We start from the raw sequence: 14,190 nt of genomic DNA on the forward strand, positions 1-14,190 counted from the left end.
CGGCTGCGGCAGGAGCTTCGCCGGCCGCAGCGCCAAGCTGCGTCAGCAGGCTGCGACATTCGTGCAGCTGCTGGCGCAGCCCAAAGCGCAGCTCCTGCAGCTCCGCGTGCAGGCTGCGCAGCAGTTCCAGGTCCGCATCGCCTGCGTGCGGACCTTCTCCCGGCGGCGCAGCCGGGAGCGGGTGGTGCGGCGAGCCGCACACCGGGCATGGCTCGCCGTCGTGCAGTTCGGCGCGCAAAGCGGAGGACAGCCGGTGCAGCTCCTGCTCGCGCATCGTGCCACGCAGCTGTTCCTCCGCAAGGGCCAGCAGGCTTTGTTCGCGGCTAATATCCTGCTCACAGGCAAGCAAGGCCTCAAGACCTGCTGACGCCTGTTCTACCAGATGCTGCCGCTGATCACTCAGGCGTTTTTCTTCCTCAGCCGACGCCTTCAGCTTGTCGGCTCCCTGTTCTGCCGACTGCTTATAAGCTTGCATGTCAGCCTTGTTTTGCTGCAATTGCTCCACGGCAGTATCCACACGATGCATCAGTTCAAGCGCAGCCTGAAGCTGCCTGCGTTCCTCTGACTTCACTTCATTTGGCTTGAGGCTCTCCTGTAGTTCCTCACGCCGTTTGCGTCCACGCTGTTGCAATTCCTTTTCTTTCTCAAGCTGCTGTCCCAGCGCAGTTTGTTCGCTCTGCCCCTGTTTCAGCAACTGCGCGAGGCGCGAGCAATCGGCCTGGAGCCCGTCCCGTTCCCGTTGCAGCTCTTTCGCTTGTTCGAGTTGCTCCAGGCGCAGCAAAAGTTTCGGTTCTTCCTCAGTCATTTGCTTGCGTGCCGTCTCAGCCTTCTCCGCTTCCTGAACAGCCAGACGCTCATGTTCCAGTGCTTGCTGATGAGCTGTCTCGGCGGTATCCTGCCGCTGCTTCTGTGTAGCTGTGGCATCTCGAACCGTCTGCAGCGCAGGCAGTATTGCATCTGCCGCAACGGATTGTTTCAGCCGTTGTTCGCCTGCCTCAACCTGCGGTTCCAGCGCTTTCAGCTTCTGCTGTTCATCCGTACGGGCCTGCCGTTCGTTACTTAACTCACGGATTTTACCCAGTTGTTCAGCTTCCTTTGCAGCTTCATCCAGCGCTTTGCGGGACAATTCAGACTGCTGAACAGCGGTTTGAAGAAGACGTTTCGTTTCTTCCAGCGTCTCCTTACTGGCATTGCCTAGTCCCTGTTGCTCCGCAGCAAGAGAGTGGTGAACCATATCATTATCCTTGACCCGCCGACTTAATTTGATGGCCAACTGGTCCCCATACTTCTCCAGATGGAATAATCGTTGCAGCATCTGGCGACGTTCACTGCCTTTGAGTGACAAAAACTCGGCAAACTTTCCTTGCGGAAGCACCACTGCCCGTGTAAAATCATCCATCTTCAAACCGATCACATCTTCAACACAGCGATTCACATCTGCCAATTTGTCGGCAAGTACCTGTTCTTCGCCATTAACCGTCTCTATGAATTTGCTGATCGTGTTACTCACCGAAACTTCATTATTTCGTTTGAAACGTCGCTCTACCCGGAACCTTCGAGTGCCTTCCGCCGACATCAGTTCAAATGTAAAAGCAACCGACAACGAATCCTCTGCATGATTCATAATGCCTTGCGTCCCGTTCACAGCACGTTCCACTTTTCCATACATGGCGAGTGTGATGGCATCGAGCAAGGAAGATTTACCACTACCCGTTGGACCGAAAATACCGAATAGCCCCGTCTCTGTAAGCACGGTAAAATCAATCTCCTGCATCTCCCGATAACTTTGCAGTCCGGCAACTTTTAATAGAATTGGCTTCATCTTTCCTCGACCTCCTCACGCACTCCCGGCTCGTCTTCATCCACAAGTTCCAGGAAAAGCTGTACCAAACTGTCTTCCGGTTGTGCACCACCGGTCTGACGCTGATAAAATTTACGGAACAGTTCGTGGACCGGCAGTTCCGATCGTTGCTCCAAAAGTCCTGCTGCAGCCATCTCGGGATACACGGGGCGTATGTGAATGATACCTTCATGTGATTTTCGCAGCTGCTGAATCTCCTTCAGGGACATCGCCTCGTCCAGCCACACTTCCATGTCGATAAAAGCCTGCGGATCACGTCCCTCATCCAGCCAGCGATATACTTCTGCCAGACCACCACGGGCCTGCCAACGCACAAGCGGACGCCCGGATGTTAACAAAACTTCCTCTACCTGTGCAGCTCCGCCCGGTGCCAGATCAACCATCGTGACAGACTTGCTCTGCCCTGCTTCCGAGAAGCTGTAGGCGAGAGGAGAACCGCTATATCGAATCAGACCGTCTCCCTTGACAGCCTGTGCACGGTGAAGATGCCCGAGTGCGGTGTATTGCGCACCAGTCGCTAAAGATGAAGGGTCCACCGTGTAGGCCCCACCGATCTGAATCGGACGTTCCGAATCACTCTCAAGTCCACCGAGCACATAGATATGACTCATGGCCAAGTTCACGGTATCCGGGCGAAAAGAAGCTGCCAGACGCTGCATTAACATGCCCACCCGGTGGCTATATGCCTGACGAAGCACATTTTCATCCCCATCTGTTGTCAGCAGTTCATTCAATCTGGCTTCAGAAGGATAAGGTAATGCGGCAATCTGTGCAATCTCTCCGGTACGTTGTGCATGGATGGTTACTGCTTCTGAAGTAGGCATGCCTACGAGTGTGATGCCTTGTCTGTTCACAAGCGGAGTCACAGAAGCCACCCGCTCTGGCTGATCATGATTTCCTGCAATCACCACGAGGGGTCTTCCATGCTCCGTCAGACGCGCTGCCGCTTCATAAAAAAGTTGTTCCGCCGCTGCGGGAGGATTCACCGAATCATACACATCTCCAGCCATTAATATGGCATCCGCCTGCTGCTCATCAGCCAACCTGACGAGTTCATCAACGAAATCTTCCTGTTCACGCAGTCGGCTTCGTCCTTCAAGCGTTTTTCCCAAATGCCAGTCCCCTGTATGCAAAATACGCATCGTCCGTTCCACCCCTCTCCCATATGAAATCCATGGTTTACAATTCCGATCCAGTTCTTTTACAATTCCACTGCATGTCCACCATCAAAAAAGTACAGCCATTTCCGATCAACTTTCCGTCCCAATATATCTTCAATGGCCCGTCCATACAGATCTAGCTGGAAGCGATAATTTTTGGTGAGTTCACCCAAACCACCACGATGCTCCAATACCCGATCCGTCTTGTAATCAAGCAAGACAAGCTCGCCGTCCACCTCATACAGACAATCGATAATCCCCTGTACAAGCACGGTTTCATTTTCAATCGTTGCCTGCATTTTGCTATCTTCTTTTAACATCTGTATATCTGAGTTCGTCGCCCGTTCATGTAGCCATTCCACTGGAGACTGATGTGCCGGAAGTCCATACACAAACGGAATTTCCCGTTTCACCCACGTTGCACGCAATAATTCTTTCCCTGGTTCTGTATTGAAAAATCCGGCCAGTTCTTCAGGTTCGATAGCCGCAGCATGATGGGGCAGCAAAATCTGAAGCTTAATCAACCGCTCAATCGTCTGTTCAATAAGCTGTGAATCAACGGATGATCCATCTATAGGAAGATGCTGCATCAACGTATGATACACATTCCCCCGTTCTGCTCCTGTCAGCTGCGTTGCCTCCATGAATTTTGGACGACGCAGGTGCAGTTTGAAAGACGTACCCACAGATCCCGCATCCGGAACGTTCACCGTAGGGTTTGAATCTGACCCTGATCCAGTCTCGCGCTCGTTAAATTCATCGGATACGCCACGTAGTACATGGCCTGCTTCATCTTTGGTGTAATTGATTCCTGGGGTGTTGTGAGCCAATAATTTCTCGGACTGTTCTCCCAGTTCCTCCATCACCTCTACGGACTGGATATCCTGCATCGCAAGTAACGTTTTCAACTCCGTGACAGATGTACTGGCTGCTACTTGAGTTGCTGCTTCGTAGGGGTACGTCCATGAAAGCCGTTGATCAACCTCGTGGATCAGTTCTGTCTCCTCTAGTTGAAGAGCTACTGTATCGGCACCTTCATCTTCAATGTTTTGGTTAGCCGTATCTTGTGCACTCTTCGTCAGCTCTTCTACCGTTGAAGATGTAACCAACTTCACGGGTTGAACCGCTTTTAGTGCAGCAATTCGCTCTTTCCGAACCGCAGTCATCCCGTCTTCTTCTCCGAGTGTCTGATCCACCACATGGTCACGGGACACCTGATCGGCGGAAATAATAGAGATTGCCCATCGTGATTGATCATCTGCAAGACAAGCTGAGAACGAATCATTGCTTCCAGCAAGTTCACGCAGCACAACCGCATCTGGATGTCTCATCAGGGATGGTCCAATCCAGTCCAGGTAACTCCGTCCAGCAGCAAGCAGATAGTCTGGCAATGCCAGTTCAGGGCTGTCCTTGACCTGAGACCACGCGAGCGCTTTTTTTGCGGCATCTTTTACAGTACCCAGCAAAATCATTTTCTCTTTGGGACGGGTCAACGCAACATACAGCACACGCATCTCTTCAGCAAGCAGTTCAAATTGCGCACGACGACGAATCGCCAGATTGGCTAATGTAGGATAGGCAACCCGGTTCTCACGATCCACAAACCTCGGACCAAATCCCAGTTCCTTATGCATTAGAAACGGTGCGTTCAAGTCCTGCTGATTGAACATCTTGGATATGCCACCGACAAAGACAATTGGAAACTCCAAACCCTTACTCCGGTGAATCGTCATGATACGTACGGCGTTGTCCTGCTCCCCAGAACTACTTGTTACAGTCCCGAGGTCTCCCCCGTTTTCCCGCAGTCTGGAAACATAGGTCAGGAAACGGAACAAGCCGCGATTCGCAGTTGATTCCTCATATTGTCGTGCGCGATCGTACAATGCCTTAAGATTACTTTGACGTTGCAGTCCTCCTGGAAGACCACCAACCCAGTCCAAATAACCGGTTTCCCGATACATACGCCAGATCAGTTCACTTAGACTGCCTTGTCTTGCCTCAAGTCTCCACTGCTCCAATTGACGCATAAAACGAATTAATTTTTGCTGTAACTCCGAGCCTGAGATCTCCGTTATGCCCAGATCCTCACTTACATGTCCAGTAACACCAGCATCCTGCATTCCATCTGTATGCCCTGTATGCACATCGAATTCATACCCATTCTCCAGGATCTCTGCCTCGACTGAAGCTGCTGTCTCCCGCTGTCCCTGTTCCATCTCTGACCAGGCTTCCGGCCACTGTAACTGGACGATATTGGAATCAGGATCGTTATCCTGACGGGATTGCGGTACGGCATTAGTGGAGGAATTGTTCCATTCACCAGCAGCAGATACAACCGCATCATAGAATGACTGTCTTTTGTCACCAAGCCGAATCTGTGCCAGTTCCTCTTCATCCAGTCCGACAATCGGAGAACGAAGCACGGAAGCAAGCGGAATATCCTGCCTTGGATTATCAACAAGCTGAAGCAGAGACATCATGATTTCCACTTCTGTAGCCTGGAAGTAGCCCTTGCTCTGTTCTCCTCCAGCAGGAATTCCCTGCTGTCTGAATTCCTCAATCATGAGCGGAGCCCACATCAAGGTTGAACGCAACAAGATGACCATGTCACCGTAACGTGCCGGGCGCATCGTTTGCAGGGCTTTGTCATATACATGGAGGGCAGGTTTGTCCGTATCCCCAACCATCTCACGAATACGCCTTGCGATCGCCCTCGCTTCCAACTGGGCTGTTTCAAGCTCGGCACTCTCCAGTTCTGCGGAGATCGATGCATCCCCATTCTCATCCGTACTCTCTGTCAGATCAGGACCACCACCCTGACGATCGATCAGCATGAGTTCAGGTGTATACGCCTCATCGCCAAGCGTCTCTGACGGGAACGTAGCCCCATATGCCAGTTGCGCTCGTTCATCGTAAGCAATCTCTGCCACACCTTCGTTCATGAGTTGCCGGAATAACATATTGACCGAATGCACGACTTCCGCACGACTGCGGAAATTCCGTGCAAGATCAATACGTTGACCTGTACGATACAGACGATCTTCCACCATTCCATCCTCACGTGCGCTTGCTCCATACTGGCGATACTTGTTCATAAATAATCCCGGCTCGGCCAACCGGAAACGATAGATACTCTGCTTGACATCACCGACCATGAATCGGTTACCCGGGTTTTCTCTGGAGATGAGCTTCACGATATCTTCCTGAACCGTATTGGTGTCCTGATATTCATCAAGCAACACTTCATCGAATCGCGAACGGTACTCCATAGCCGCATCGGAAGGCATCGACAGTTCAGGCGTTGAATCCTCATGTCGCAAAATGTGAAGGCAGTAGTGCTCCAGATCACTGAAGTCAACTTGCCCCCGTTCCTGTTTGGCCTGTCGATAACGTTCTCCAAATGTACTAACCAGCCTCGACAGTTCCTGCATGAGTGGTGCCGCTTGCTCCAGCTCCTGCCAGAACGAAAAAGCACTTCTTCCAAACAATGAACCTTTCAGGTCGGTAACTGCCTTTTTCGCAGCCTCACGGAGTTCTTTCACCTGATCCTGTAAAGCCGGGTCCGTTTGATCCTTTTTGCAGGGTTTCAGTTTGCCAAATGCAGCGGGTTGAAACACTTCAGGCAACCTCTCCCATGGCATAATCTCAACCGCAGACAGCAGCTCTTCCACCATCACCAGATCTTCTTTTAACGTATCTGCATAAGGTGCCGGACCTTCAGGCTGCATGGAAATATGAATGCCTTGACGGAGTAGTCCTGCTGCACCACTCAAAGCAAGAGCCGCATCACGCAAAATACTCTGAACCCATGCTGAATGTCCAAGTGCCTCCACACTTTCCACCTGAAAAGCAGATGCCATCTCTGAGAGCCAATGATCCGGCCAGGAATGACTGCGGGAGAAATCATACAATCGTTGCACCAGTCGATGCATCGCATCATCATTTCGTTCTCCACTGAACCAGTCGACCAATTCGCGGAATGTACTACCTTCATCTTCTTCGCCATACTTTTCCTCAAATAGTTCTTCAAGCAGTTCCTGGCGCATGATTTCCGCTTCATTTTCATTCAATATACGAAAAGCCGGGTTCAACGGAATTTGCTGATAATAACGGCGAATGACTTCCATACAGAATGAATGCAGCGTTGTAATAGATGCCCGTCCAAGCAGCGACAGCTGTTTACGCAGATGCTCTTCTCCAGGCCGTTCTTCAAGCGCACGTTCCAGCGCTTCCCGAATCCGTTGTTTCATCTCGGCGGCGGCCGCTTTGGTAAACGTGGCTACAAGTAAACGATCCACACTGAATCCTTGGGAGGGATCTGCGATCTTGCGAATAATTCGTTCAACCAGCACGGCTGTCTTGCCTGATCCCGCAGCTGCGGCAACAAGGATGTCTTCTCCGCTTTCCGAGATGGCACTCCACTGGTCATCACTCCAGAAGCTTCCTTCCGGTTTTGGCATATTCGTCATGATGTTTCCCCTCCCTTGGTGTGAGATAACATATCCCAGATTTGCTGTTTGCCCGGTTTGGACAACAGGTTATATTCATTTCCTTCAATATTCTCATCAAACTGACAAACAGGTTTATACGGACAGAACGTGCACGCCACTTCCTGCTGAATACGATAAGGCTCAATGGCCACATCCCCATCCGTAATCCGGGTACCAATCTCGCGGATATTACTGCGAACCGAAGCAAGCAGCGTATCCCATTGCTCTGGCGTAGCTACAGCGGCGCTGCTATAAAAGCTTCCGTCCGCCTTAAGAGCAACTGGAATAATCGCTGAATACCCCTTATCCAGGGTGTTGTCCATTTGTGCGATTGCATCCCGGTCCGCGAGCAGCAAACCTTTCATTTTGAACCGTTTCAACAGTTCTTGTCCGGCCTGCTCCGATGTCATGCCATTTGCAGATTGCAACAGCGGGTTATGCACATGGAAATACAACGTTCCTCCCGGCATCGCCGTTTCTCCAAGCCATTCCTCGGCAGCACTAAGCAGCACCTCCAGATAGGTGAGCATCTGCAATGACAGACCATAATACACTTCATGAAGCTTGAGGTCCGTTTGGCTTGATTTATAGTCAATGACACGCAGGAGCAGACCATTCTCTCCTTCTGCGACATCCACACGGTCAATCCGACCCACGATCTCCATCACACAGCCGTTTTCCAGTTCAAAACGTAGTGGCGGCAACGTTTTATCTGGTCCAAAATCAAGCTCCAATCCAATCGGTTCAAAACTTCCGCGTCTGGACTGTTCACCGAGAATAACGGATGCCCGGCTCACGATGTCCTTCAATTTGCGGAAAATATAACCGTATCGCTTGGTGCTTAGCAAAATCTCCCCTTGCAGCTGTGGTGCAATCTGCTCCACGGTTTGCTCGGCTTCCTGACGACATTGGTCTGGAGTCAAGCTGCCCCAACTACGATTTTCTTCACGCAACCGCATAGCCAGTTGGCTAAGTGCAGCATGAAACAGTTGTCCGATATCAGGAGCCTGAAGGCGGTACAATTGCCGTTCTTTGAGACGCAACCCGTGCGAAGCAAAATGGGAGAACGGACAAGCGACGAAACGCTCCATTCGCGAAACACTCGTCCTCACCTCTGTGCCATACAATCTGCGACTGGTAGCTGTACGTAGTGGCAATGCCCGATTACGATAAAAGATCGATCCCATCAACCGCTCCAGCTGAGGTCTGCTTGTCTCTCGAGATACATGCCAATTGTAGACCGCCCACCACATTTCAGGGATGTCTTCTCCGCGGCGCCATTTGCGCAATTGTCCAATGAGCGCAGACAGACTCTGACCTGGATGGGTGACATAGGACCAATGCGCTTCTTCAGAGTTCGCAACCGGTGGTTGAGCGAGTAATGGCTGTTCTTGTAAACCAAACATCTTCCGTACATGGCGGACAATCTCGGAAGGAAACAGTGCTTTCCCCTCATCATCAGCAACCGGGTAACTCAGCCACAACTGGCTGCTTGCGGCTGTAAGTGCCGTATAGATCAGGAAACGTTCATCCAGCATCTGCCTTGTTGCACCTGGTCCAAGCGCCATGCCACGTTCCGTCAGTAACGCTCTCTCCAGTTCCGTTAATAAGCCATCATCCTGAGGTACGGCGGGTAATTCACCATCAACGGCGCCAAGGATAAATACGTATTTGATGTCCTGAAGTCGTGTACGGTCCATGGAACCCACCAAAACCTGATCAAGTGCCGGTGGTACCAGACCCAGCTTCAGTTCCGTCAATCCGGTCTCGATCATCCCGGCAAACAGCGTGATATCCAGCCGTTCATTCCCCATCATATCGACCATCTGATCCAATAAATCCAGCACAGCTCCCCACATCTGCCGATGTTCTCTCGAACGTTCGGGGTCCCCCTGAGCTTTAGCTTCAGCAGACATATTCTCCAGCTTCCATGGAATCTCAGCATCTTCCAGCAGTCTGTATAGTGCCTCGCACTGGGCTTTGGCTGTCTTTGCCTTTTTCATTCGTTTCTCAAAAACACCCAAGGAATCTGTAATGACCGTTCGGCAGCTCTCAATTAGAGAAAGCATCTGGTCCCGCCCTCGACTACGGCCATCCTGACCGTTGTCTTCCAGCGACAGGCTTGGTACATACTTCCATGGTTTGCCATCAGTCCAGCGATACCCGTGAATACCACAAGCCAGTACATAATTCTCAAGCTGGTCCATATCTTCACGAGTGATGGAACCATCACGCGGAAGCAGCAGATCCGTTTTGACACAGCGAAATACATCCTCGTAACGCCAGTGGCGACGAACAATATCCAATGCGGAACGGATAAACTCGGATAATGGATGATGAAGTTCATTTCTTCTGCGGTCCAGAAAGACGGGTACGTCATAATCCCTGAATAGAGGTTCAGCTATATCGGCGTAGGTATCCAACTGACGAACAAGTACCGCCATATCCCGATAACGCGCACCTTCGTTTTGCGCCAAACGCCGCATCTCACGCAGTGCCCCCTCCATCTCAGCTCGTCGGTTCTCCGCTGCAACCAGTCGGATTCCGGAATCAAGGCCTTCACTTTTCCAACGAATTCGCCGGTCGAAACCAGCCTCCAGATGAGCAAGTCCCGGACGATCCTTGTATCTCGGTGGAATCTCCGAATCTAGCACGGTTATATCGCTCAGTATACCCAGTTCGTCAGCCATCCCTTTCAGGCGCGCATAGGCACTTGCCGTGGGATAGAACAGTTCCAGTTCCCCAGGCAGTGCGCCGTGATCATAAGGACGATCCAATGTCAGTGCAATCGTCACGGAAGAGGACTGCAACATCAGTCGACCAATCACACTCATCTCCTGTGGTGTGAATCCCTGAAAACCATCAATCCAGATCTGGGCATCCTGCAGCAATGCACTTTCCGACAAACGATCTGTCAGCTCAGTCAACGTGTCTTCATCATCAATATATAAATGGGTCAGTTCCTGTTCATAGTCACGATATATCAGATTCAAGTCATGCAACTTGTCCTCCAGAATCGGCGAAGTGGATGAGGTATTCCCTCCAGACAGCCCGTCTTCCAGCAATGATGGATCAACTTCATAACGTTTAAATTCACTATATAACTCATTTAATTCGCCTATAAAACCCAGCTGGCTGCCGGATGCACCAAACAGCTTCAATTCTTCCTTACGGCGCTGGATTACTTTGTAGAGCAGCATCTTTTTGCCTTCGGCTCCGATCGGAATACGAGCAGAACCGCCTGCTTCCTGCATTACGCGATAGGCTAGACGGCGAAAGCCCAGCACTTCTGCACGCATCGTACCTTTAATTGCTCCAGAAGACACCAACGCTTGCTCTGTTCGAAAGGAACTCTGTTCTGGAACGAGTAAAATCAAAGGTTTACCTTGCGGTTCTTGTTGAAGCAAGGTTGTAATTTCCCGGGTAATCAGCGAGCTTTTGCCGCTGCCTGCCCGGCCAATAACAAAACGAACGGACATGTCTAATCCTCCAAACTACACGTACAAGATTTTAATTCCCAGTATAACATATCTGACTTGGTTCGGAACATACGTTTGCCACTATCCGGTAAAAACGGAGATCATCTCCGTTAACACAGCCAAACAGCAAAAAGCCCGCAGCTATCACACTGTGGACTTTTTGCCAAAAGTATCATTTATTTAAACTTCACTTTATCTCACGAGAAATTAAAAAAAGTGAAACGAGACTCTTCTAATTCTTTTTACTGCGCACTTCGAAAATAGCAAATTTCAGGTAATGTCCTTCATCCACGCCCAAAATTTGCGGGTGATCCTTACCTGCTGCCTTCCAGTCGATTAGGCGCAGCACTTTGCCGGCATCTTCCGCTGCATCAGCAATCGTATCCAGGAAGAGGTCTGGACGCATGTGATACGAACAGCTTGCTGTTACCAAATATCCGCCCTCATTAACCAGTTTCATTCCTTGCAGGTTGATATCCTTATAACCGCGACATGCACCTTTAACTGCTGATTTCGTTTTGGCAAACGCTGGAGGATCAAGGATGACCACATCAAATGTTTTACCGCCAGCTGCAAGCGCTTTGGATGTATCCACTTTCTGTTCGCCTGCACGTGCACGTGCGGTACGTTCATCCAGCCCTTTCACTTGTTCACGCAAGTACTGGAATGCATCAGCAACTACGAATTCGACCCGGTCGGTGAAACCGTTAAGCTCCACATTTGTTCGTGCACTCTCAATGGCATGTTCCGAAATATCTAGACAAGTCACTTTCTTGGCTCCATACTTGCAAGCATTCAACGTAAAGCTTCCCGTGTGTGAGAAACACTCCAGTACGGTGGCACCGTCCCAATAAGGGAATGTAACTACCTTACCGCTTTTATTCACAGGCAACATCTGCTGTGTGCCATCCTGCTCGGTCGTTTGTAGTGTGATTCCACTCTTGTAGCCCCAACCCTTCATGAGCGGTTCGATCGCTGCACGATTCTCGCGTTGGTCGAAGAAGTAACCTGTCTTCTGCCCTTCCACGATATCCACTTTAATAAGTAGTCCATTCTCTGTAACCGTGACATGTCTTGGGCAATCTCCGTACAGTGGACCTTTGGTCTGCTCCAAACCTTCCAGTTCACGAATCGAGACATCACTGCGCTCATATATGCCTTCCGGCTGCATTACTTCAATGAGTGCCTGTACGATGGCTTCACGGCAACGATCCATGCCAAGTGTAAGCAACTGTACAACGAGGATGCTGCCGAATCGGTCAACGATCAAGCCTGGTAGAAAATCAGCTTCGCCGTAAACGAGGCGGTACGCCTCTCCATCCTGGATAAAACGTTCCCGATGACGCAAGCAATCGCGGAAACGCGCTGCAAAAAACGCGGTGTCCATCTGTTCGGACTCAAGCGGTTGATACGCTACAACTCTTACAGTGATCTGAGATGCGGGATTGTAATATCCTGTCGCCAGATAGCGACCTTGATGATTCAATATATTGACCAGATCTCCCGGCTCCGGGTTTCCGTCAACAGAGGCAATTTCATTGTTAAATATCCATGGATGTGCATGTTCAAGCCGCTTTTTGCGACTGCGTTCGAGTGTAACTGATGGCAAGGTAGATCCACTTCCTTTAATTTAATAGTTCAAAAGATAGGTTTGGTGCGGCGCGTAGGTGGCGTTTCGGTTACGAATCGATCTTCCGATCGCTGTTGTCTCCAGATTTTTTTGATTCCCTTTTTTAAAGGGAAAATCCGGAGACAAAGGCGCACGCTTCGCTTCTTCGGTAACAATTTCGTCTTCTTCGCTGCGTTTGCACGAATCACCGTATCTTTCGAATTGGGGTGGGGCAGTTGAGAGCATGTTGGCGCTAAGCTGTTACTTTAAGCGCTGTATCAGTGACACTACAGCGACGAATTGTTCCTCTGATCGCTGTTATCCCCAGATTTTTTTTGATTCCCTTTCTTAAAGGGAAAACCCGGGGATAAAGGCGAGCGCTTCGCTTCTTCGGCAACAATTTCGTCTTCTTCGCTACGTTTGCACGAATCACCGTATCTTTCGAATTGAGGGGCCGATAATTTAGGTCGCTTCCCTCTGAATTCCTTTAGGCTTGTCATGGTTGTCTTTTCTTACTCATAGGATGAGTTAAGGAACCCGGACGGAAGGAATGATATTTCTATGTTTAGAGATGTGATATTGCCCCTACTCTATGGGCTTATTATCTTTTTTGGTGGCATGAAGCTGATGGAGACGGCCTTGCAGCGCATGGCAGGGCCCATGTTGGCAGGTTGGCTCAATCGTGCCACCTCTGCTCCTTGGAAAGGCATGGCCTTCAGTGCGGGCGCAACAGCCCTGTTACAGAGCAGCACTGCGGTCACCGTACTTACCATTGGACTGGCTAATGCCAGATTAATTACCTATGGACGCACACTTGGCATCATCCTCGGCACCAACATCGGGACATGCCTGACGACGGAGCTGGTGGGACTGCAGATCGGACGTGCTTCCCTACCGCTACTCGTCCTGTCGCTAACGGGCTGGGCCATGTTTGTTGTTCTTGGTGAACGCAATCTGGCCGCTCCTGAACGCACGCGCCAGACTCTGTTTAACATCCAGTACAGCTTCCTCGCAGCTGCGGGATTTGCACTTGTTATGACAGGCATTCAGGTGATGCAATCCATTGCCTTACCCTTGCGGAGCATGGGCGTATTTCAATGGTTTCTCGACCGCTCGGCCGACAGCTTGTGGTGGGGCTTCCTGGCAGGTGCCTGTCTGACAGCGCTCATTCACAGCAGCGCGGCTGTCATTAGCATGGCGATTACGCTCGCTGCCACAGGGGTATTGCCTGTGGAGATCGGCATCGCCATTGTGATCGGGTCCAATGTGGGGACCTGCATCACCGCTGTGATTGCTGCCGCGGGCGGAGCATCCGCAGGCAAATTTGTTGCAGCCTCCCATGTTGTATTAAACATTGCGGGAGCGCTGCTGTTTATGCCGCTGATCGGCCAGCTGCATGCAGCTTCGGCCTGGCTGTCAGCGGACAACGGGGCACAGATTGCGCATGCCCAGACCCTTTTTAACATCACCAGTTCACTGCTTGCTTTGCCATTCTGTTACTTGCCAATCTGGCACAAAAAACCACCGGTCCACGCCCCAGCGGCGAAGTCACCCGTGGCTTGATGATCTGCCTATCCATACCCACAGAGCG

At 50.8% G+C, this 14,190-nt stretch carries 6 protein-coding genes; 1 reads left to right on the forward strand and 5 read right to left on the reverse strand.

Features of this window, described 5'->3' with window-relative positions:
- The 5 genes from ACE04G_RS00005 to ACE04G_RS00025 form a co-directional block, all read right to left on the reverse strand.
- A partial coding sequence (locus tag ACE04G_RS00005) for an ATP-binding protein (RefSeq protein WP_486094107.1) occupies positions 1-1,822 on the reverse strand: 1,822 nt, incomplete at its 3' end.
- Complete coding sequence (locus ACE04G_RS00010; protein WP_237174355.1) at positions 1,819-3,003, reverse strand: exonuclease SbcCD subunit D; 1,185 nt, start codon at positions 3,001-3,003, stop codon at positions 1,819-1,821. The genes ACE04G_RS00010 and ACE04G_RS00005, both read right to left, overlap by 4 nt.
- A 59-nt stretch (positions 3,004-3,062) precedes the next feature.
- A complete protein-coding gene (gene addA, locus ACE04G_RS00015; protein ID WP_449003567.1) occupies positions 3,063-7,490 on the reverse strand; it encodes a helicase-exonuclease AddAB subunit AddA in 4,428 nt (1,475 codons plus the stop codon).
- On the reverse strand, positions 7,487-10,990 hold the full coding sequence (addB, locus tag ACE04G_RS00020) for a helicase-exonuclease AddAB subunit AddB (RefSeq protein WP_449003566.1): 3,504 nt from the start codon (positions 10,988-10,990) through the stop codon (positions 7,487-7,489). The genes addA and addB overlap by 4 nt, the downstream gene beginning before the upstream one ends.
- Before the next feature lie 232 nt (positions 10,991-11,222).
- A complete protein-coding gene (locus tag ACE04G_RS00025; protein WP_449003565.1) occupies positions 11,223-12,599 on the reverse strand; it encodes a class I SAM-dependent rRNA methyltransferase in 1,377 nt (458 codons plus the stop codon).
- A 561-nt stretch (positions 12,600-13,160) separates the two neighbouring features.
- Between ACE04G_RS00025 and ACE04G_RS00030 the strand changes: the two genes are divergently transcribed.
- The gene (locus ACE04G_RS00030; protein WP_017687227.1) at positions 13,161-14,162 is read left to right on the forward strand and encodes a Na/Pi cotransporter family protein; all 1,002 of its coding nucleotides are present in this window, start codon (positions 13,161-13,163) and stop codon (positions 14,160-14,162) included.
- The last annotated feature ends 28 nt before the right edge of the window (positions 14,163-14,190 follow it).

It is taken from the genome of Paenibacillus sp. AGC31 (assembly GCF_057334655.1).

Coding starts and splice junctions, on each gene's coding strand:
- ACE04G_RS00030 (WP_017687227.1), top strand. CDS start 13,161: ATGTTTAGAGATGTGATATTGCCCCTACTCTATGGGCTTATTATCTTT.
- addA (WP_449003567.1), bottom strand. CDS start 7,490: ATGACGAATATGCCAAAACCGGAAGGAAGCTTCTGGAGTGATGACCAG.
- addB (WP_449003566.1), bottom strand. CDS start 10,990: ATGTCCGTTCGTTTTGTTATTGGCCGGGCAGGCAGCGGCAAAAGCTCG.
- ACE04G_RS00010 (WP_237174355.1), bottom strand. CDS start 3,003: ATGCGTATTTTGCATACAGGGGACTGGCATTTGGGAAAAACGCTTGAA.